Origin of the sequence: Runella salmonicolor (assembly GCF_024158025.1) — a bacterium.
Lineage (GTDB): Bacteria > Bacteroidota > Bacteroidia > Cytophagales > Spirosomataceae > Runella > Runella salmonicolor.
Genome location: NZ_JAMZEL010000014.1, coordinates 25,871 through 47,274, shown reverse-complemented (window position 1 = coordinate 47,274; position 21,404 = coordinate 25,871). Strand labels below are relative to the sequence as shown.

Below are 21,404 nucleotides of genomic sequence, written 5' to 3'. Positions count from 1 at the left end.
AATAGAATTTCGTACCTTTGTGGCCATCTCAAAAGATTGGCGGGAGAAGGAGAATCATGCAAGCGTATATTGTAAGCGGCCAATCGTAACCGGTAAATTGAATATGGAATCCAAAAGACAACAAAAAGTCGCTCGGCAAATACAGAAAGATCTGAGCGATATTTTTCAAAAAGAAGGTCGAACCTGGTTCGACAACGCGTTTATCACCGTCACCATCGTTAGAATGTCGCCTGATTTGAGCGTGGCACGCGTTTATTTGAGCTTTTTAGCCGTAAAAAATAAAGGACTTATTTTAGAGCAAATACAAGAACGCAGCAAGCAGATACGTCAGTTATTGGGGCAGCGGGTACGCCATCAGTTGCGTATTGTCCCCGAAGTCCATTTTTATTTGGACGATACGGCCGAATACGCGGCCAAAATGGACAACCTTTTTGCGGGGCTGACCATTCCACCGCCACCCAAAGAAGATGCTGATTAGTATTAAAACAAGTTTTGTGTAATTTTCTATTGATTTGGCGGGAATAGGCGCATTTGTTAGGCTTATTCCCGCCAATTTTGACTCCTAAACCATGACTTTAGAAGAAATACGCCACGAAATAGATTCGTTGGACGACCAACTGCTTGCACTCTTGAACCGTCGTATGGAGTGGGTCCATAAAGTGGGCGAATTGAAACGGGCCACCAAAACGGTTATCTACCGTCCCGAACGCGAAAAAGCGATATTAGACCGGGTAAAAAAGCACAACACAGGCCCCCTTACCTCAGACGCAATTGAGGCCATTTACTTAGAAATATTTGCGGCTGCCCGAAACATCGAACTTCCCGAGCGCATTGCTTATTTGGGCCCTGAGGGCAGTTTTACGCACCAAGCCGCCGAAAGCCGTTTTGGCGCCATGAGCGAATACATGACCCTGCCAACCATCAAGTCTGTGTTTGAAGCGGTAGACACCGGACGGGCAAAATTTGGCGTGATTCCGATTGAAAATAATCAAGAAGGCATTGTATATGAGACCGTTGACTTACTCAACGAAACCAGTGTCAACATTGCGGCTGAGCTGAAAATCCCTGTCCATTTTGCGTTGGCAACGGAGTGCGAAAATCCCTCTAAAATCAAGCGTATTTACTCCAAAGACATTGCTTTTCGGCAATGCCGGGGATTCTTGAATAAATATTTTGAGCAAACCCAACCCGAAGAAATTCAGGTAGAGTCCACTTCTAAGGCGGCCAAATTAGCAGCTGAAGACCCCGAAAGTGCGGCTATTTGCTCAGTCATTGCCGCCCGTTTGTTCAGTTTGCCAGTCTTGTTTGATAACATTGAAGACAACGGTAACAACCGCACTCGTTTTTTTATTTTGGCCAAAGATTTTGTCAATCAGCCCAGCGAAAACGATAAAACCACCATCATCGCTCGTTTGCCAGATACCGACAAGCCGGGGATATTGGCTGGTTTTTTGCAAGATTTCAAACGGTTGAATATCAACCTTACCAAAATCGAAAGCCGTCCGTACAAAGGCAGCGAAGATTTTAACTTCTGGTTTTTTATTGAGTTGGAGGGGTATTTTAAGGACGAAAATGTCCAGAAAGTATTCAAAAAACACCGCAATTATATTAAGTGGCTGGGTAGCTACGTCAAAAATGCGTAGCTGCTTAGTACGGTTGTAAAAGACATGTACTCAAAAGAAATTTTCTTCAAAGGAGTTCAGAAAAAGGCAATAATTGATGGAGTAAAAGATATGTTAATTTTTGCCCGAATCAGCGAAGGGAGAAGGCAAAGAGGCGATGGTGGTAGTTGTATAAGGTTTTGATTATAATGCGCCATTCTTGATCAGTTTCCCTAAAAATGCTAAAATTATCTACCTAATTGACGGTAAACCTGTGAATGAACAGCAAATTGAAAATTACGCTGGAAAGTTTCAAGGTGCAATAAGCTGGAGAAATACGGGAGATGTCTCAAAGATAGCGAAAAAATGATGGGGGTATTGATTTGAAAACGACGCGTTAAATTTACTTTTCGGGAGGTAAACTGACTCTTAGCGTTTTTTTCTATTTTTGGGTAAATTACACTTTTTCTTAACCCAAACTATGCAAAAAACACTCTACACCGCGCTATTGGCAGTGGCTATTAGTACAATGGGCTGGACTCAGTCTAAAAAAGCCCCCAAACTCTCCCCTGAGCAAGTCCGTCTCGAAAAGCTCAAACAAGAAGCGGTGGCCGGCGTTGAAAAACGTGCCGTGATGGGACAGCAAATCAACGATATGTTGTTCAGCTTTTCAGAATTGGGCTTCCAAGAGGTTGAAACATATCGGTATTTAACCGAATTGCTAGAAAAAAATGGATTTACGATTGAGCGTGGCATCTCCAATATGCCTACGGCTTGGTTGGCCAAATGGGGGAGTGGAAAGCCCGTCATCGCCATCGGCTCAGACGTAGATTGTATTCCGAAGGCTTCCCAAAAACCTGGAGTAGCCTATCAGGACCCCATCGTAGTTGGGGCGCCAGGCCATGGTGAAGGCCATAACTCAGGGCAAGCGTTAAACATCATTTCGGCGTTGGCGGTAAAAGAAATCATGGAACGTGAGAAAATCCCCGGTACGTTGGTGCTTTGGCCGGGTGTGGCTGAGGAGTTGGTAGGGGCCAAGGCATTTTATGTTCGAGATGGCTATTTCAAAGATGTGGATGCCTGTATTTTTACGCACGTAGCCAACAATCTGGGGGTTTCGTACGGCGATGCGGGCAACAATGGATTAGTATCGGTACGATTTAATTTTGAAGGAGCCGCCGCCCACGCGGCAGGGGCACCGTGGCGGGGTCGGAGTGCATTAGATGCGGTAGAATTGATGAATATCGGTTGGAACTTTCGCCGTGAGCATTTGGAATTGACACAACGCTCGCATTATGTGATTCCTGACGGTGGAGACCAGCCCAACGTCGTCCCTTCCAAAGCAGCCGTATGGTATTATTTCCGCGAACGCTCGTACCCCAAAATCAAAAAACTGTTTGACATTGGCGTCAAAATCGCCGAAGGTGCAGCTTTGATGACTGATACAAAGTTTAGCTACGAAATTTTGGGGTCCGCTTGGCCGGGACATTTTAGTAAGCCCATTGCCGAAGCAATGTACGAAAACATCAAAAAAGTAGGTTTGCCGATGTGGTCTGAAGAAGACCACATGTTGGCAATGGCTTCCCAAAAAGAACTTCAAGCCCCTAAAATTACGGGTTTGTCCACAAAAGTAGACACAATAGGCCTACCTGCCGATTCTCCTACGCGCATGATGGGCGGGCAAGGGATGTCAATGGGAGGCGGCTCTGACGATATTGCCGATATTTCTTGGTCATTGCCCACCATCGTTTTACGGTATCCTTCCAACATTCCGGGATTGCCCGGACACCACTGGTCAAACGCAATTTCAATGGCGACCCCCATTGCGCACAAAGGCGTAGTTTATGGAGCAAAAGCAGAAGCCATGACCTTGATTGATATGTTGTTGAAACCTGAAATCATCAAAGAGGCTTGGGATTACTATAAAAACGAGCAAACGAAAGAGATGAAATACGAGCCTTTGATTTCGCCTAAAGAAGTTCCCGCCGTATATCTGAACCGTACCATTATGGAGAAATTCAAGCCCGAACTTTCAAAATACTACTACGACCCCACGAAATACAAAACCTACTTGGAGCAGTTGGGAATCAAATACCCAACGCTTCGGGACGACCAAAAAGAAGACCTAAAGAAAATTAAAATAGAAGGAGGGAAGTAAACAATCATTAAACAAAGAGAGCCACTGTTACTGTGGCTCTCTTTGTTTAATTTAGGCTTGGTTAACGGTGTATTGTTGAATCGGAGCGGCTACTTTGTCGAGGCCAAACTGTTTACTGATATGTTCATGGACAAAATAATACGTTTCCCAATAGGTAGTAGCTTTTGTCCATACCCTTACGTCGAAAAAGATGGCATTTTCGGTGAGCTTAGTCACCAATACATCGTGGGTTGTCGCGTTGGCATACGGGCAGGTTGCAATTACTTTTTCAATGCTGGCGCGGATTTTATCAACTCCGTTTTGACTGCCGGCGGCAAATACCATATCGACCCTGATGTCTCCCTTCGTGGAAATATTGGTAATCGGACCCGTTGATAACGGGCCGTTAGGAAGCGTAACCGTTTTATTATCAACCGTGACTAGCACTGTATCAAAGATGCGAATCGCTTCTACATTACCCGTAAAGCCCTGGGCATTTATCAAATCACCAACGCGAAACGGTTTAAAGAGCAGGAGCAAAACACCGCCCGCAAAATTGGCCAGACTGCCCTGCAATGCCAAACCAACGGCCAAACCCGCCGCTCCCAAAACTGCGACGAATGAAGTCGTTTGTACACCCAAAATTCCCGCACAGCTTATGAGAAGCATAACCGTAAGTACCACTCCCACCAGTGATTTGAGAAATGGTTGTACGTCGCGGTCAATGTGACTGATATTCATTCGTTGACCGATGAAGCTCATGACACGCCCAATAATGAAGCGACCAACGATAAAAACCACAATCGCCAACAAAATTTTGCCACCGTATTGAGTAATGGCCAAAATGAGCTGCTCTTTGATTGAGTCAAGTTTAATATCCATCTTGAGGTTTAGGTTTTAATTGATTAAGCTATTTTATACATACTCTGATTCGAAATTTAGACTGAAATAAAATAGTTAGGTCACATTATGAGGTGTGATGAATTGGTCATGGGTAATCACTCAATAGACCGCAACCAATTCAATCTCAATGAATTTGTCTGGCTGAACCAGCGTTGCAATACCAATGGTAGAGCGGCAGGGCTTTACTGGGTTTTCCTTGGTGCCGAAGTATTGCGCGTAGGCATCAAACCAGCCCTGAAAATCAAATTTGTTGTTTTGAAACATGTCGGGGGCAACGTATACTCGTAGGTACAATACGTCTTTGAAGGATAATTTTTGCTTCGCCAACGCCGCTTGTAATTTTTTCAAAATACTTAATGCCTGGGTTTTGGTGTTGCCAAAACGTGCATAAGTGCCCACTTGGGCACTGCTATCGGCTACATCTGCGACAATGCCGCTTGACCAAAACATTTTTTTGCCTTCTGGTACAACCGCCCCCGACGAAATGGCTGAAGTAGGTGTGCCAAAAAACTCAACGGCTTGGGCGTGGGTGGTTGTTGAGACAAAAAATGAAAAAACAACAAGCCCAATGAAAGTGAATAGTTTTTGCATAATTTAAAGGTTTTGTATTGTTGAATAGTGACATATAAAAATATAGTATTTTGAAATGTAAAATAGTCAAAATTATATTTTGTTGTATTCCTTTTTGGGAGTAGATTTGATAAAAGTTATAAATGTATTGCCGAAGGCCGCACGGCAATGCCATTCTCATTCAACACTCTAATCCTTCTTTATGAATCGTCGTGGATTTATCCAACAGGCCGCTATTGCGGGCAGTTGGGCGGCTGTGGGTAGTACGGTTGCTTCTTGCGCTACTACCGCAAAAGGATATGCCGATAAGCATTTCCAAATCAACATGGGACATTATCGTATCCCTAAATTACGTCTTTCAATGGACCGTATCGTCCGGGAAACCGTGGGGCTCCGGCCTTTTCGAACCATTGGCCCACGGCTCGAATCAGAGCAGTTGGGTAGCAAAACCCTCGTCCATAATTATGGTCACGGGGGGAGCGGTTGGTCGTTGTCGTGGGGTTCGGGTATGTTGGCGCGCGAAGAAGTCTTGAAAACGGGCGTTAAACAGGTCGCCGTGATCGGTGCGGGCACCATCGGTCTCACCACCGCGCGACTATTGCAAGAAAAAGGCATTGAAGTAACTATCTACGCCAAAGACCTAGCCCCTAACGTCACCAGTAGTTTGGCTACCGGAACATGGTCGCCGTCGTCGAGGGTATGTGACCCGCAAAAGGCGACGCCCGAATTTAAGGCGTGGTGGGAAAAAGCCACCCGTTTGTCTTTCAGGGCGTTTCAGTTTCAGTTGGGCTTAAACGATATTATCTCGTGGGTGGATGAGTACAACGTATTCAACGAGCCTCCCGCTGAGCGTCCAAATTCAGAAATATTTGCCGATTTGTCGGGATTGGTGCCTGAACGAATCATGTTGGGCAAAAAAGAACATCCGTTTAAGGCCGATTACGTATCAAGGCGCTCCAACGTGATGATTAATATTCCGACCTATTTGCACAAACACATGACCGACTTTTTGTTGTTTGGTGGAAAGGTTAAAATCCAAGAAATCAAGAAAATAGAAGATATTGACGCTCTTTCCGAAAAATGCGTGGTCAATTGTATGGGTTTGGGAGCCAAAGCGATTTTTAACGATGAGCACCTGACACCCGTTTCGGGGCAGCTTTCGTGCCTGATTCCGCAGCCCGAGGTGACGTATAAACTCAACACCAAAGGCGCGAGCATTATTTCTCGAAAAGATGGTATTTATTTGGGTGGTAACGGAATTGTTGGCAATTGGGACACGACACCGAGCCGCGAGCAGACCGAAAAAGTGGTAGCAGTTTTACAGAAATTAATGGAAGATATGCGGGCCTGAAAAATATTTTTCAAAGGCTTTCCAACCTTTTTAGCTCCCAAGGAGTCTTTGCCTGTAGTACTGCCTATTAACAACAGACATTTCTATCCGAAACAAAGATATCTATTGGGGTAAACAATAGACCTTAGTCCAGAAAAAGCGCGATTTTTGATCGCGCTTTTTTTATGGAGTAAATTCAAGAATTCAAACTTTGTGAATACCGTCTTCTTCCAACTTGATTTTTCCTTCTTTTAACAGCCCCCCGATGGCTTTTTTGAAGTCTTTTTTGGACATACCAAACGTTTTATGAATCAGCGTGGGGTCAGATTTATCGGTAAATGGCAGAAAATGTCCTTCGGCGGCTTCCAATTTTTCAAAAAGAACGGTTTTACTGTCGGCAATGCGGTTGTAGGATTGCTCAACAAGCGCCACATCTATTTTTTGGTCTTCTCTGATTTTTTTGATGTAGCCTTTCGTGGGTTTTCCCAGGTCAATCTCTTTAAACACTTCGCCGTGGTACAAAACGCCCAAATGCCGCTGGTTGATAAGGGCTTTGATGCCCAAATCGGTGTATTCAAAAGGCAGAAGTTCTACTTCCATTCCTTCCTTCAGTTCTGAAATATCTTCATCCAAAAAACGGTCAATTTTGGCCGATGCCACAATGCGGTCGGTTTGGGTGTCTAAATGGATAAACACCAGAAACGACTTACCCACGAGCATATTGTCGCGTTGTTGTTTGAACGGAACAAACAAATCTTTGGGTAAGCCCCAATCCATAAATACCCCTGCCGCCGTCACGGCATTGACCGTCAGGTAGGCAAATTCACCTACGGTTCCGTAAGGCTCAAGGGTAGTGGCAATGACGCGGTCTTCTGAATCGCGGTACACAAAAACGTCGAGATAGTCACCGATTTCAACGCCTTCGGGGACGTATCGGGTCGGAACCAAAATTTCGTCTTCATATCCGTCCAAATAGATTCCAAATTCTAGGCGTTTCACGACTTGAAGTCGATTGTATTGACCCATTCGCAAACGGCGAGTTCCCATGTTATACTTACTTTTATTGTTTACGCTGATTAATTACGGTCATTCAACATAACAAATGCGCTGAATTAGGGCAAAGGTAACTCTTTTGCTGGCAAGGGCTAAATGTTACTACTGAAAAAGCCCCGGTATGCCCAAAATCAGGTTGGGGTCAGGGCAAAGTTGTAAAAAACGCTCTCGTTCTCGTAAGGTGCACACGCCAGGAAAGTCTCCTTTCAGGCCAAGTAGGTCGGTTATGAGTTGAAAATGCAGGTGCGGCGGCCAGTCGCCGTTGATGGGGAATTGGCCAAATGTTGCAATGAGTTGCCCTTTTTCGATGGGCTTGCCTTCGTACAATCCTTCCAATGATTCTGCGCTTAAATGCCCGTAAAGAGAATAAAAAAGCTGATTTTCGAGGTGGTGTTCCAGAATAATGGTTGGGCCATAATCACCAAAATTAGCATTGTTGGCAAAACTGTGGACGCGTCCTGCCAACGGTGAAAAAACAGGCGTGCCAGCCGCCGCCCAAATATCAACGCCAAGGTGAATACAGCGCGGCTCTTCTGTTTGTTGAAAATGCGCACTGCGACGATAAATGGTTCGGTGTTCGTTGTAGCCGCCTACCCCAACCGAAGCATGGGCGGCGCGTAGTTTTCCAAAAACATAGTCTGAAAAAAGTTGGCTGTTTTGTAATTCAACCTGTTCTAATTCAGTATTTTGTTGGGTAAAATCTAAGTGCAAAAAGTCGTTTTTAGCCCAATCAAACGGGACAACGGGTGCAAACGAAGCTTGGTGTTTTTTGAGTAATTCAGTTATCAAAATTGAAACAGGAAAAGGGTTAATACTTAGCGATTTTTTCCAAACGGCTCAACGCTTTAGGCTCTTTGGGGTCAATGAGCAGGATTGCCTTGCAGACCGAACTCATATAATCGCGGTCTTCGGCGTATTCCAACCCAAATTTGTCGGCTTCCAGCGCTTTGTTCAACAACTTGGTAAGGGCGCGTTGCTTCAGAGTGGAGTCTTGGAGGGAGATTTGCGCATATTTCTGATAATCGGGAATATTGAAGAGTGAATCCATCTGCTGTGCAAGCGCTGCCGTGTCTACCACGGCTTTGGGCGCGGCGGTTGTCGTTGAATCCGTGGGTTGAAGCGCAACGTCATCTTTTTTATCTCCGCCGAAATAAATCACCGAAGCGGTAATGAGCACCAATGCGCCCACCCCCACTAAGATAATCAAGGGCGTATTGTTGGAAGTTTTCTTTGGTTTTGGGGTTGAACGAACGTACCCGTCGCTCTCTTTTGGGTCCTTTTGTTGGGGAGCTGAGGCTTCTTTCAACGGTTGGACGTCGGCCGAAGCACCAAAAGAATCAGTGGCTTTCCCCAAACCCGCAAAAGGGCTGTCTTCAAAAATCTCAGTTTGGTCTGCTTTTGCTTGTACAATTGGCGCAACGGATGGAATTGGGGTTGATGCTGGAGGGACGGGTGAATTCGGTGTCTGACGAATTTCTAAAAGAATTTCTTCGGCGGCTCGGTAGCGTTGGTTGGGATTGACCATCAGACACTTCTTGATGATGGAGGCGTAAGGTTCTCTGACGTTTTTAAACGACTCGGGCAGAGATTGACTGTTCATCCGTTCGTAGACTTGCCGAAGTGTACTTTCCGAACTGTCATCAATTTTATAGGGCACTTCGCCCGTCATGATTTCGTGCAAAATGACCCCAAATGACCATAAATCGGTATTTCGACGAATCTGTTCGCCTTTGATTTGTTCAGGTGAAGCATAATTGAGCGTTCCGCCTTTGAAGCTCTGTGAAATCACGCTGTTGGAAATCGAGTCTGAAAACTTACTCAGGCCAAAATCGGTGATTTTGGGAACGTATTTGCCGCGCCATTTTTGAATCAAGACGTTTCGCGGTTTGAGGTCGCGGTGAACCACTCCCTGCGCCCCCGTGGTGTGCAGATGACGAAGCCCTTCCAAAATGCCGACGGCTAAATCGTGCTTTTCGGTATCGGTAAGGGAGTGGTTTTTGATGATTTTGTCCAAACTTCCCAACGGATAATATTCCAAAACGGCAAAATCATGTAAGCCCGCCCACTCCACCGAAAAACGATAACATTCATCATACATGGCAATGTTGAGGTGCGGGTCTACCTTGCCCACGGTCTCAAACTCATGTTTGAGCGAATGACTTTCGTTCGACATATTGACAGGGGCCACTTTGATGGCCACGGTAGAGCCGTTTTCGGTGTCAATGGCGCGAAAAACCTTGCCGAAAGCCCCCTCGCCAAGAATGTCATTGGCAGGGTCGTAGCGATAACGTTGTTTAAATTGCTCGTAAGTCATAAGGCGCAAAACATCCGAATTTCGATTTTGAATAGCCAAAATACACCGATTTTGACTGAAAAGCCTAACTATTTTTATCCAACGGTGAGAAATAAGTTAGGTCTCAGTTGTGTACTAACCGAAAACCCACGTAGCCATTATCGCTTGCGGGTTTGTACCCGTCGCGGGTGGTGAGCGTGGTAGCGTCGGCCCCTGAATCTAGTGAGCCACCCCGAATAACCCGGTATTTTTCTTCTGCCACGTTTACTGGATTATTGACGGGGCTTTTGGCGTAAAAATTGGGGTCGTACCAATCCTGACACCATTCCCATACGTTTCCTAGCATATCGTAAAGCCCCAATTCATTCGGCAATTTCTGCCCGACGGGGTGTGTTTTCTTTCCACTGTTTGAACGGTACCAGCCAGCATCTTTCAACTCCACTGTATTTTTGCTTTTTTGCGTCCCGCCCCGTGCGGCGTATTCCCATTCGGCTTCAGTCGGTAGACGAAAGTTTTGGCCAGTGCGTAGATTCAGCTTTTTGATGAATTCCTGCACCTCATTCCAGGATACTTGTTCAATCGGACAATCATTGCAGCCGTTATTGGTCAATTTCTTTGGCAGTGTTCCCATGATGTTGCGCCATTGCCGCTGGGTAACTTCGTATTTACTGATGTAAAAATCGTTGAGAACGACGGTATGAATTGGTTTTTCATCCTTGCTTCCCATTTGAAACGTCCCCCCTTTTACCGCGACCATCAAGCGACTCAATTCTTCCGAAAGTGCATCGGTTTTGGGCGTTGGAGCATAATTTTTAGGTGGATTTTCTTCTTTTTTAGGCGACGTATTTACGAGGGCGTTGGTGGGGGGCTGTAACACGTTAGGCTTGGATTGTTTTTCGGCGGCTAGTCGTTCTTCCAATAAGTTGATTTTCAAAAGCTGATTCCCCGACTCCCGAACGGTGACGGTTTTTTCAAACCCATCGGAGCCACCATCGGTCGGTTTGACTACGACAAGATTGGCCCCCGCATCCAAGGGTAGTTTTTTGGCAATATCGTTGGGTGAAACGAATTGGCGTGTACCTCCATTGACGTATACGTGGACGGGTAAATCAGTTGTTACCAGCAAAAAAGCACGAATTGCGGGAGGAGCGGTCGTGGAGGGTTTTGGATTGTTAGCAACTGGTTTTGATGGTTTAGCTTTTGGTAGTTTGGGTTTCTTTAGGGCTTGGGTGGCTTTAGACAATCCCTCAGTGCAGTGAGCATCATTTTCCCTGATTCGGAGTGCCCGTTCGTAGTTTTGTACGGCACAGGCATAGTCTTCCCGCTCAAGGCAGGCGTCGGCCCGGCGTCGGTATTCATCAAATGTAATTTGCTGCGCGGGTGCCAAAAAAGGAATAAAAAGGATAGCCCATAGCCAAAAAATGGTCCTCATAAGTACAGATAGCTTTTTTTGTTAAAGATAACAGAGTAGGGCCAAAGAATCTTTTACCGTTCGATAAAAAGGATTAGGGCGCATATTCATTTGTTTCGTAAATTAGCCCTCAGTAAGCAAGACGCTGAAATACAACGCATAACGAAACAACTCCAATGCAGGTAATCCTAATCGGACGAGGACAACAACCGCTGCCGGGGCAGGTGGTACTCAACTCAAGGGGAGTATCGGGCCAGCACGCCCGGGCCGTGATTAACCCTGCTCAAAATACGGTTGTTCTCGAAGATTTAGGCTCTACCAACGGTACGTTTGTCAACGGTTTTCGCATCAAACGTAAAAGTATCAACCACAACGACATTATTTTGGTGGCCGACCAGCGCCTGAGCCTCCAACAAATACTCGACGCTGCCCGCACCACCCGCGACGACCCCAATGATTACTCCCTAGAATTTGGCAAGTTGCAGGATGTCTGGGATAGGTATCAATTATTGCTTCAACAGGCCCGGGGCAATAACAGCATGGATACATTTATTACGGCTTGTGTCATCATTGCGCCTGCCCTGTTGGGGACTCTTTTTGTGCCTGTACCAGGCGTGGGTACGGCAGTAGGCAGTGCGGTAGGTTTGGCCGCTCGTGAATTGATGTCTAAAAACAAATCGGCCAAAACGCAGAATTTAGTCACCGATATCGAAAACGACTTTAAGATTCAGTACGTGTGCCCCAAATGTAGCCGCTCGTTATACGGCTTTCCTTACGAATACCACAAAAAGCAACGCCTGTGTGTACAGTGCAAAGCGATTTGGGTAAAATCTTGAACCTTTAAACGCTGAAAATAGATGAGCCTTAATGAACACACCCAGTTTTTTGGTGGGCCTAATGAGCCTGCTCAAAAAACGCCGCCGCTCTCGCCCCCTAATTTGCCTCCACAAGCGTCTACACCGCCGCCTGCTGCTACGCCACCCGCCCCGGCGGCAAAGCCAAAAGCTCCCAAAGATTATTCTAAAGTGGCGGGAGCGTTGGCGATTGGTGCGGTAGCGGTAGGGAGTATAGGATTTATTTCATGGACCGTTTTTGAAGGAGACGATACGCCCGTGCCAGTGAAACCCGCCGTGCAGCCTCCCATCGATTCGATTGTACCCGAGTTACCCAAAGAAGAATTTATAGAACCTCCAGTGGCGGTGGTTGAGCCCCCATCACTTCCGCCGCCGCCCCCCGCTCCCAAGCCTTCGGGAGGAGCGCCCAAGCCTAAGCCAGCTCCTCAACCAGAGCCAGAACCACAGCCTCTGCCAGTGGTGCCAGATGAGATTAAAATTGCCGAAATAAGCGATGATTCCGCATTTAAGGATGCATTTATTGAGGCGCGTGATCAAGTAGGGCCGGGTGGACTTTTTGAATACAAAGGCCAATGGTACAGCACGTACTCCATCGAAGAATGGAATGCCATGCCTCAGGAATTGCAGGCGGATTTTACGACGCGTATTGAGCCGATTATCAATCCAGTGGAAGTAGAAAACGAAGCGCCAGCGGTAGAATTGCAGCCAGATATTGTTAAATTGGATACCGACAACGACGGTATTGAAGAAACCACTATGGCAGATCATAACCACGACGGTCTGGCCGATGTGGTCATCAAAGATGAGCCGGGAGAAGGTATATCAGGCTTTATGTACGTGGACAAAAACAACGACGGAAAACTCGAAACCGCCATCCCGGTATCTGACGAAGGGCAGGTATTGGAAGATAAAGCTGAAACCTTGGAAAATCCGTGGCAAGTGCCCATGCATCCAACCCCGGGCGCGCCCACCTCGACCGTGGCCAACTCATTGTCGAGTCTTAACGAGGCGTCGGAAGTGGTGGATTTGGACACCGATGGAGACGGATACGCCGAAACCGCATTGGTCAATAAAGATACCGATATACAAGCAGAGATTGCCCTCGTTGATACCGACAAAAATGGCAAACCTGATCTGGCTTTGCTGGACACCGATGGTAATAATACGCTCGAAACCGCCGTACCGATTGGCTTAGACGGTCAGCCCATTATGGCCCAAAGTGAAGCCTACGAAAAGGCTCCGATTATTGACATTCCGGGCCATGAGGATGCGGTAGAAACACACCTAAATTATACGTCAGGTTACGGCACACACGACACGCCTGTGGTGCCAGATACCGATGTGTCAACGGACGATTTATTCACAGTTTAATAAAATTACAGTTATGTTGGATGAAACTGGAATGTTGGGTTTTCACAAGAAAGAAGAGGCCCAACCACAACAACCCAAGCCGCAACCACAGCCTCAGGCGGGGGCTTCGCCTGCCCGTGAGTTACCCAGAATATTCAGCCCCGATAAAATGACACCGACCGAAATGGCGGGGGCGGGCATTGTCATGGTGGGCAATATTGCCTTTGTGTCATGGTGGGCAATGAATCAGGAACCTACCGAAGTAGCCGAGGTGATGGATACGAGTGGAATTACGACGGAGATTGTCAATGCAGCGGTAACTGAAAAACCGTCGGAAACAGCGTATGTCGTGCCGCCTCTTACCCCACCTGCTGCGGAGCCGACGGGACAGGCTGCGCCCATACTGGAAGTAGCAGAAGTAAAACAGGATGTGCCTTTTAAAGAAGCGTTTGATACCGCCCGGGCGCAAGTGGGGCCGGGAGGGATTTTTGAATGGCATGGGCAGTGGTATAACACCTATACTGCCGAAGAATGGACGGGCATGACGCCCGAAAGTAAAGAGGATTATGTATCTTTGGTAAAACCCTACGTAGAAAATGAACTGCCCGAAGATACCCTTCTGGGGCATGAAGGTCATGTGGAAGTGGCAAACTTGGAACATTCACCATTGCCGCACCACGACCACTCTGCGGGACAACTAGAACCCGCCGCTGGGTTGTTGAACCCTCCCGAAAGTTATCACTTAGATTCGCTGGATGATTTATTTACAAACACCTAAAAGTGGGTCTCTCCCTTGAGAAAATTAGGTTTTATCTATTGATAGGTTCCTTATGTTTGAGTACGTTTTTCGTTGCAAGGAGTGTCAGCACACCAAAAAAGGACAATCGCCCGTCAAGCTCTTGCCCGGCAGCCCGGCCAAGCTTAACTGTGTACAACAAAGACCCGAAAAGTGCATTTTTGTCGTGACGCAAGAAGCGGGAGTGCCTCCCGCGCCACCAACCAACGAATTTATGCCGCCGCTGTCGCCTCCCACGGGTTTTCAGCACGTTACAAAGTCGGCGGGAGGGAGCAATCCTTTATTTGCCCAACCCTCTGCCGACGACAACAAAGCGCAAAATGATATTTTTCAACAAACGGGGACCGTCGGATTTTTGGTGGTTCACGACGAAAACGCCGCTGCTCAAACGCATCCTTTACGCATTGGGCCCAACGTGGTTGGGCGCAAAAGCTCATTGCCAACGGCAGACATACTGATTGATACAAACGACGTGATGATGAGTCGGCGGCACGCGGTCATTGAAGTAACCCGTGATAAATTTGGTCAGTTTCAGTACCTGATTGCCGAAGCAGGAAGTCGAAACGGAACATTTGTGATGGGGGCCAAAGACCCGATGCGTAAGATAAAATTGGAACCCGAAGATTTGATTTATCTGGAAGACAACGATACCATTCAGATGGGACGAACCAAAGTGGTTTTACAGACGACCAAAGCGGCAAGCAATGCCAGAGATGCCGCCCGAAACGTGCAGGGGACGGACTATTCTCAAACCATCATTTGGTAATAATTAGGCGCTTAATCTATTCATTTTACTTATTTAGCTGGTTATACGATGCCGTATAGTATCTACCCGCCTTTGGGCTTTACGTTTCAGGGACAGCGCGAAAACAACGAGGATTCGGTGTATCCTGAAGTTGGCATGGCCACGCCTCAAAACCGCTTTTTTATTGTTTGTGATGGGGTAGGAGGTGCCCAAAAGGGAGAATTGGCCAGTCACATCGCCGTGTCAGGTTTTTCAGATTATCTCAATACCCATACAGATTCCGACTTCTCGGAGGAGGTGATCGGTGAAGCGCTTGGGCATGTTCAGCAAAAGTTTGATGAGATGCTGGCGGTCCAGCACCTGCTGAAAGGAATGGCGACAACTTTTACGCTAGTGGCTTTCGGGGAAGATGCCGTCCACGTCGGGCACATTGGCGACAGCCGTATTTATCAAATCAGAAACGGGACGATTATTTATAAAAGTGAGGACCATTCCAAAGTCAATTTTCTACTAAAATCAGGATTGATTTCTGCCGAGCAAGCCCAAAATCACCCCGAGCGGAACGTAATCATGCGGGCTATTCAAGGGTCACACCGAGACACCAAAATCGAAATCCATTCGTTGACTGATGTCCTGCCGGGAGATTACTTTTTTCAGTGTACTGACGGGGTTCTAGAAAATGTAAACGATGACGCACTTTCTCAAATTTTGGGAAGTGAAGAAACCAATCCCCGCAAACTTCAACTGATTCTTAATCTTTGTGACGGCAACACGCGAGATAATTATTCTGGGTATTTAATTCAGGTAGCCAACAACGAACTTGCTGATGCCGCAAAAGAGTGGATTGAACCCATGCAGGCCATGGCCCAGAATGCCGATAATACCATGAAATTTAAGTCGGCAGCGCCCGATACCGTCGCCCCAGTTTCTTCTACACCGCCCGAAACGCCCAAAAGCAACCGAGGACTTTGGTATTTAGGGGGCTTGGTTTTGATAAGTATTGTTTCATTTAGCATCTTTTTTTTTAATAAAAATAAACCAAAACCAACGGTCTCAGAAACGGTCGTGCCCGTGGTTGTGCAGGAAACTGATACACTTATCTCCGTGGATACGTCCATTGCGAGTGAATCCCAATCGGAACCTTTGACCGCTTTTCCAGTGGTAAAAGTGCCACCTCATTTATCCGCCAAGATAAAAGCCCTTAAAAAGGCAGCGGCGTTAGATTCAGCGGCGGTGCCGTTTGGGGGTGTTACTCCGAACGAAACGGCCTTTGGGAAGAGTAAAAAAGATACGGCAGCCAGCGCAAAAAAAACACCGGGAAGATAATCCCTAAAGTAGAAAAAATCGTGATTTTGGGTTTTGAGAAAACGGCAGCAGATGAGTTATTGATACAATAAATATGACAAAGATAATCAGAGGATGGCTTTTGCTTTTTTTGATGGGAGTCGCAATCGGCGGTTGGGCGCAGTGGAATAGCAACCTGGGCCAAAACACCCGCGTCAGTGCGGGGGCCATGCACACATTTGCGTACGGTGCAGTAGCAGGAGACGACGGCAGTGTGTTGGTAACTTGGGCTGAAAGCATTGGCAATGCGTCCATCATGTTTGCGCAACGCTACCGAGCGGATGGGACCGTTGCGTTTGCCAAAAAGGAATTGTTTCGCTATACTTTCGGTGACTGTACGAAAGAAGGTTTTTCGGGGATGAAATTGCTGAAAGCCGCTGGCTCCGATGATGTTTTTGTGATTTATAACGTCAATACTACCCTCGTAATTCAGGGAGGTTTGACCACGTATTTGCAGTACCAAATCATGTCCTTTAACGACGGAACCACCAAAATTCCGAACAACGGCAACGAAAATCGTGGGTTGAATCTAGGGTATAATTATGGCACGACGGCGCCGGGCGTTTCGTTTGATGCCCATTTTATCCGAGATGGAGGCAGCAAAGTAGCGATAACGTGGGCGCAAAAAAACAACCCTTTGGACCTAAATCGGGGCGGAGGGGGCATTCTTACAAACCTGACGGATCTACGAATTGCCATATTAGATGCCTCCAACCGAACCGCTCCCACTGCATACTTCGTGGAAGGAGACGCCGGCGACCAAACCACCCCTCGGGTATACGCACAGGGAGAACGGCTCTTTGTTTCGTTTATCGACAGAAACACTACCATAGCGGTCAGGAAATATAAGTACGCCCTAAACGGTACAACCATTTCTAAAGAATGGGGCGGAAATGCCCAGTACCTTGGCAGTTTGCCTGACCCCCAAAATATGGGTGTTCAGCCAAGCTTTGATGACAGCAACCCCATTTGTGTCTATTCAGTGTCTGGCTCAGGGGCAGGAAAAACAATTAAAGCGCATCGTTTTAACCCAGCGTCGGGTGCCTCGATGGGAACCAGTGACATCGGTGTAGGTGATCAAATTGGAGGCTCGAAAATGGTTGGGAACAGCGGACAGTTTAGTTTAAACGTGGCTTTTATCAACACCCGGAATAACCGTCAAATCGTGCGTCGTTATATGGGAAACACCGCAACCAGTGCTGAAACCCCCATTACCTTACGAAATCACGGCGGAGACCCCACTTTTGAAGGAATTAAAATTGCCGATAGCCCTGAGAAATACTTATTTGTGGGCGAAAACCGAGACAATGGAGAACTTTACGGACAAGTTATCAGGTTTGATAACAACTCAAGTGAAGGCGTTAGGGAGTGGGGCGACAACGGTAAAATCGTGAGCAACGCCTCTGGTAGCAAAACGGGGGGGCGGCTTTCGGTGCTGAACAGCAATGCGCTGTTTTTTTTATGGCGTGATGAACGAAACAGGAATAGTACTTGTACAGCTGATATTTACGCTCAGGTATTGGACGCCAACGGCAATCCACCACTGTCAGTAACCATTTCAAAACCGAGCCTAAATCGCAGTTCTTTGTGCGTAAAAGATACTTTGCGAATAAGTTTTACCACAACGGGCACTTTTACCGCGGGCAATGTATTTACCGCTGATATTCTTAACGAGGCAGGCACCTCCGTAGTTTTAACCAATTTTCCTAGTGTTACGGCCAGTCCCATTTCCATTGTTTTACCTACGGGGCTACCCAATGGGCGCTACCGAATTCGGGTAAAAAGCAGTATGCCAGTTGCCAACAGTCTGGAAAACAGTGATGTATTTACGGTCACTTCCACGCCGGTCATTGCCGCTACCGCCAACGGCCTCAAATCTTTGTCTGTTTGCAGCGGCGCACCCGTAACCCTTACGTCGTCTGCTGGATTTACGATGTACAGTTGGAAAGGCCCCGCGGGTTATACAAATTCTTCCCAGTCTCCGATGTTGACTTCCACGATTCCGGGGTATTACATCGTCACGGGGACGAGCTCCTGCGGAACCGCCAAAGACAGTATTCAACTCTCAATCAATCAAATCCCCAACGCCGTTGATGCGACCAATCGTACCAGCTACGTATCGGGGGAAACCATTCAATTGAAAGCACCGTCCGGAACGGGATATACCTATGCGTGGACGGGGCCTAATGGATTTATGTCTAATCTGCAAAATCCAACCATCGCCAATGCGACCGTTGGTATGAGTGGAAACTACGTAGTTACGGTAAAGGCCAACGGTTGTGAGGCAAAAAATGAGCTAATGATTACGGTTTCTAATCAGCCCGTAACGGGCATAACAACTGTATCCGCCAACCCTGGAGTAGTGTGTCCCGGTGCAAACGTCAGCGTCAGTTTTGTAAAACAACCCAGTAATGGCGTAGCTACTTTTAACGTTTTTTTGTCCAATAGCACTGGACAAAAAATCGGTGGTAGTTTAGGTAGCGGGGCCGCGAGCCCTTTGTCGGTGCGAATACCTGATGCTACTCCTGCGGGGGCTGATTATCGATTGCAGGTGGAAGTATCTGATGCAGTAAAGGCGCAAAGTGGCGCGCTAACGGTATTGCAACGTGCTTCTGCTCAGATGATTAGTCCGCGTGGCGATACTTCGGTGGTGTTCAGAAAAGCGGGCGATAATCTCAACGTTCGGGTTCGGGTGCAGGGAAGCGGCCCTTTCACGCTTAATTTCAGCGGCGGCAGCCGAACGGTCCGTAATGCTGGCGATACCACCTTGAGTTTTCGGATTGAAAATGAAACGACCTTCACTTTTCAGGGAGTGACGGGTGCTTGCGGGGTGGGTACGTTGAGCGGTGTGCAAAGCGCCAGAATTTCCCTCAAACGCGTAGTGGCGATAGAAGAAGACAGTCTTGGGCGCCCCGCAGTGACGGTTTTTCCTAACCCAGTGGCCCATAAACTGACGATTCAGCTTCGGGATAATTTGCCCACAAATGTCACAACGGAAGTGCGAATGTTTGACTTAAAAGGAAGCGTTGTAAAAAAGGTTACTTTCCGTAACTTACAACACGATTGGGATATAAGTAGCCTTCCTTCGGGATTTTATGTAGTGGAAGTAGTTCGGACCGAAACTCGGTACACCTTTAAAATCAGGAAAGAATGATGCAAACCATGAAGATACAAGGATTGATTTTTGCGCTGCTGATTGGTGTTTTGGGGTGCAAAAAAAAGGACGTCAGCACCCAAATGGACCGCGCCTGGATTATGAAGCAAGCGGTTCATATTCCGCAGGGTGGCGGCGGACGAACCAAAGTTTATGAGCGAGGACAAGCTGGCAATCTGTTTAATTACGACGGATTTCTGCTCGATTTGAGTAATCAAAATGCCTTACAATTTACCGACATCGGGCAGGGGGGCGACCGTTTTGATTTTACGGGAAAATGGCGCGTTGACCAAAATGTCCGTCTAGTACTGTTTGAACTGAGTCCTGAGCCTACTTGCAGCGAAGGCGTAGATTGTGCCAAAGAAGGGATTCAGTTTTTTATTGATAAAATATCAGACACTGAGCTGAAAATCAATCGGTTATATGTTAGTGATAAAACGGGCAATACCGTGAATGAATATACCTTAATCCCCAAGTAATTGATTGAATACAACGCTACTCTGTACAAAAAAATGGGCTTTACAGTAACACGACGCATCGGTAAAAAACAACTCTGTTCGGGGCTGTTGTTGTTTTTGTCGTATGTGGGTATGGCCCAAAATCTGAATCTAAACGCTACTGGACCTGGAAGTCGGGCAATGGCAATGGGAGGAGCGTTCATCGGTGTAGCTGACGATGCTACTGCGATGTATTGGAACCCGGCTGGCATTGCCATGCTCAATTATGATGATGAATTGGCCGAGGGCATTGGTCCGCATTTGTTGTGTTCGGGCAGAAATACCACGCTTCAAGTCCCCATTGATGCAACCCGATTTTCTACCACGTCCAATTTTGGCCCGACGTTTATCGGGGCCGTAATGCCGTTTTCGGCGTCCCGTCTAAAGGGAGAAAGGCATTATCGGATTGGCGATTTGGACCGTAATATAGTACTCGGTGTAGCTTACCAAAGTGTGACGGATGCCAATAAATATACCATTGACCGCACGGTGGCTTCGGCCACCGAAAGCATCAAAAACAACTTGACTATCAGCAACGCGTCGCTGAGCGCGGCGTATCAACTTAGCCGGTATGTTGGAATCGGTGTGACTGCCAACTACTGGTTTGGAATGGGGAATAAACTGAATTATAGCTCAGGGGAGCGCACTTTGAACGTAAATCGGACGGGAGAAGGAACGTATGACATCAGCGGACTAAATTTTGTAACGGGGTTTTTGGCCGATTTTTATGAAGCAAACGTTCCGCTGCGCGTAGGTCTCCGCGTAACGACTCCTTTCAATCTCCGTAATAATTTCACTTACAGCGGTACCGTCACCGATGCGTCGCTGGATGCGACCGAATTGCGCAGTTACGAACAAAAATATAAAATGCCCTTTACGGTCGGGATGGGTCTTTCGTACCGCGTTCCCTTTTTTCCATTGCTGATGCTTGCCGCCGACGCCGAATGGTTGCCCTATAAAAACCAAGCCATTTCCCAGACTTTTTATGAGTACAATCAATACAATAGTTTGGACCCGAATCGGGGGTTGCCGTTGGTTATTCAGACGCCGCGTCCGCCCGTCATTAGCAACGAAAACCATTATCAATTACGCAGCGGTTTAGAGTTTTTGCTGGTGAATGCCGAAAAAGTCGAGTTTCGGGTGATGGGGGGCTACCGCATTCAAACCCAGCTAAACGAAGATGGGTCAAGCAGCAAAGCCAAGGGATTCAGCGCGGGAGCGACCCTCTTTTTTGACCGTTTCAAAATTCACGCGGGCTTTCAGCAAATGAAATATCCGCAAACGACGGCAGGAGTGACCAATCAAACGACCCAAAGCGCTTTTTCGGTGGATTTGGTAATCCATCTGGTAGAAGATATTTTTTGAC

18 protein-coding genes are annotated in these 21,404 nt (G+C 47.1%); 12 read left to right on the top strand and 6 right to left on the bottom strand.

Annotated elements, in window-relative coordinates; all coding sequences use genetic code 11:
• Window positions 1-103 precede the first annotated feature (103 nt).
• From rbfA to NCI00_RS24385, 3 genes are all read left to right on the top strand, one after another.
• Window positions 104-478, top strand: a complete 375-nt coding sequence (gene rbfA, locus NCI00_RS24395) for a 30S ribosome-binding factor RbfA (protein WP_114460719.1) — start codon at window positions 104-106, stop codon at window positions 476-478.
• A gap of 91 nt (window positions 479-569) precedes the next feature.
• A complete protein-coding gene (pheA, locus tag NCI00_RS24390) occupies window positions 570-1,643 on the top strand; it encodes a prephenate dehydratase (protein WP_253532089.1) in 1,074 nt (357 codons plus the stop codon).
• Between the two features lie 439 nt (window positions 1,644-2,082).
• The gene (locus NCI00_RS24385; RefSeq protein ID WP_253532088.1) at window positions 2,083-3,759 is read left to right on the top strand and encodes an amidohydrolase; all 1,677 of its coding nucleotides are present in this window, start codon (window positions 2,083-2,085) and stop codon (window positions 3,757-3,759) included.
• Window positions 3,760-3,810: 51 nt separating this feature from the next.
• Here the strand turns inward: NCI00_RS24385 and NCI00_RS24380 are convergent, their stop codons facing one another.
• Both NCI00_RS24380 and NCI00_RS24375 read right to left on the bottom strand, forming a co-directional pair.
• Window positions 3,811-4,620 (bottom strand): mechanosensitive ion channel family protein, encoded by an 810-nt coding sequence (locus NCI00_RS24380; RefSeq protein WP_253532087.1) that lies wholly within the window; start codon window positions 4,618-4,620, stop codon window positions 3,811-3,813.
• 120 nt (window positions 4,621-4,740) lie between these two features.
• On the bottom strand, window positions 4,741-5,232 hold the full coding sequence (locus tag NCI00_RS24375) for a RidA family protein (protein ID WP_253532086.1): 492 nt from the start codon (window positions 5,230-5,232) through the stop codon (window positions 4,741-4,743).
• 181 nt (window positions 5,233-5,413) lie between these two features.
• Between NCI00_RS24375 and NCI00_RS24370 the strand changes: the two genes are divergently transcribed.
• A complete protein-coding gene (locus tag NCI00_RS24370) occupies window positions 5,414-6,562 on the top strand; it encodes an FAD-dependent oxidoreductase (protein ID WP_253532085.1) in 1,149 nt (382 codons plus the stop codon).
• Between the two features lie 183 nt (window positions 6,563-6,745).
• Here NCI00_RS24370 and NCI00_RS24365 read toward each other — a convergent pair whose 3' ends face one another.
• The 4 genes from NCI00_RS24365 to NCI00_RS24350 all read right to left on the bottom strand — a co-directional run bounded on the left by NCI00_RS24365 (window position 6,746) and on the right by NCI00_RS24350 (window position 11,319).
• The gene (locus NCI00_RS24365) at window positions 6,746-7,588 is read right to left on the bottom strand and encodes a CvfB family protein (protein ID WP_253532084.1); all 843 of its coding nucleotides are present in this window, start codon (window positions 7,586-7,588) and stop codon (window positions 6,746-6,748) included.
• 108 nt (window positions 7,589-7,696) lie between these two features.
• A complete protein-coding gene (locus tag NCI00_RS24360) occupies window positions 7,697-8,383 on the bottom strand; it encodes a peptidoglycan DD-metalloendopeptidase family protein (RefSeq protein WP_253532083.1) in 687 nt (228 codons plus the stop codon).
• 19 nt (window positions 8,384-8,402) lie between these two features.
• On the bottom strand, window positions 8,403-9,947 hold the full coding sequence (locus NCI00_RS24355) for a serine/threonine-protein kinase (protein ID WP_253532082.1): 1,545 nt from the start codon (window positions 9,945-9,947) through the stop codon (window positions 8,403-8,405).
• A 64-nt stretch (window positions 9,948-10,011) separates the two neighbouring features.
• Entirely contained in the window at window positions 10,012-11,319 is a 1,308-nt protein-coding gene (locus tag NCI00_RS24350) for a formylglycine-generating enzyme family protein (protein ID WP_253532081.1), read from the bottom strand.
• A gap of 155 nt (window positions 11,320-11,474) precedes the next feature.
• Between NCI00_RS24350 and NCI00_RS24345 the strand changes: the two genes are divergently transcribed.
• The 8 genes from NCI00_RS24345 to NCI00_RS24310 all read left to right on the top strand — a co-directional run bounded on the left by NCI00_RS24345 (window position 11,475) and on the right by NCI00_RS24310 (window position 21,403).
• The gene (locus NCI00_RS24345) at window positions 11,475-12,134 is read left to right on the top strand and encodes an FHA domain-containing protein (protein WP_166558048.1); all 660 of its coding nucleotides are present in this window, start codon (window positions 11,475-11,477) and stop codon (window positions 12,132-12,134) included.
• A 21-nt stretch (window positions 12,135-12,155) separates the two neighbouring features.
• Window positions 12,156-13,523 (top strand): hypothetical protein, encoded by a 1,368-nt coding sequence (locus tag NCI00_RS24340; RefSeq protein WP_253532080.1) that lies wholly within the window; start codon window positions 12,156-12,158, stop codon window positions 13,521-13,523.
• A gap of 13 nt (window positions 13,524-13,536) precedes the next feature.
• On the top strand, window positions 13,537-14,280 hold the full coding sequence (locus NCI00_RS24335; protein WP_253532079.1) for a hypothetical protein: 744 nt from the start codon (window positions 13,537-13,539) through the stop codon (window positions 14,278-14,280).
• 52 nt (window positions 14,281-14,332) lie between these two features.
• Entirely contained in the window at window positions 14,333-15,064 is a 732-nt protein-coding gene (locus NCI00_RS24330) for an FHA domain-containing protein (RefSeq protein ID WP_253532078.1), read from the top strand.
• Window positions 15,065-15,112: 48 nt separating this feature from the next.
• Window positions 15,113-16,369: a PP2C family protein-serine/threonine phosphatase gene (locus tag NCI00_RS24325; protein WP_253532077.1), complete on the top strand. Its 1,257-nt coding sequence runs from the start codon at window positions 15,113-15,115 to the stop codon at window positions 16,367-16,369.
• 73 nt (window positions 16,370-16,442) lie between these two features.
• Window positions 16,443-19,541, top strand: coding sequence for a T9SS type A sorting domain-containing protein (locus NCI00_RS24320; RefSeq protein ID WP_253532076.1), 3,099 nt, complete (start codon window positions 16,443-16,445; stop codon window positions 19,539-19,541).
• 8 nt (window positions 19,542-19,549) lie between these two features.
• A complete protein-coding gene (locus NCI00_RS24315; RefSeq protein WP_253532075.1) occupies window positions 19,550-20,020 on the top strand; it encodes a hypothetical protein in 471 nt (156 codons plus the stop codon).
• Between the two features lie 33 nt (window positions 20,021-20,053).
• Window positions 20,054-21,403, top strand: coding sequence for an OmpP1/FadL family transporter (locus NCI00_RS24310; protein WP_253532074.1), 1,350 nt, complete (start codon window positions 20,054-20,056; stop codon window positions 21,401-21,403).
• The last annotated feature ends 1 nt before the right edge of the window (window position 21,404 follow it).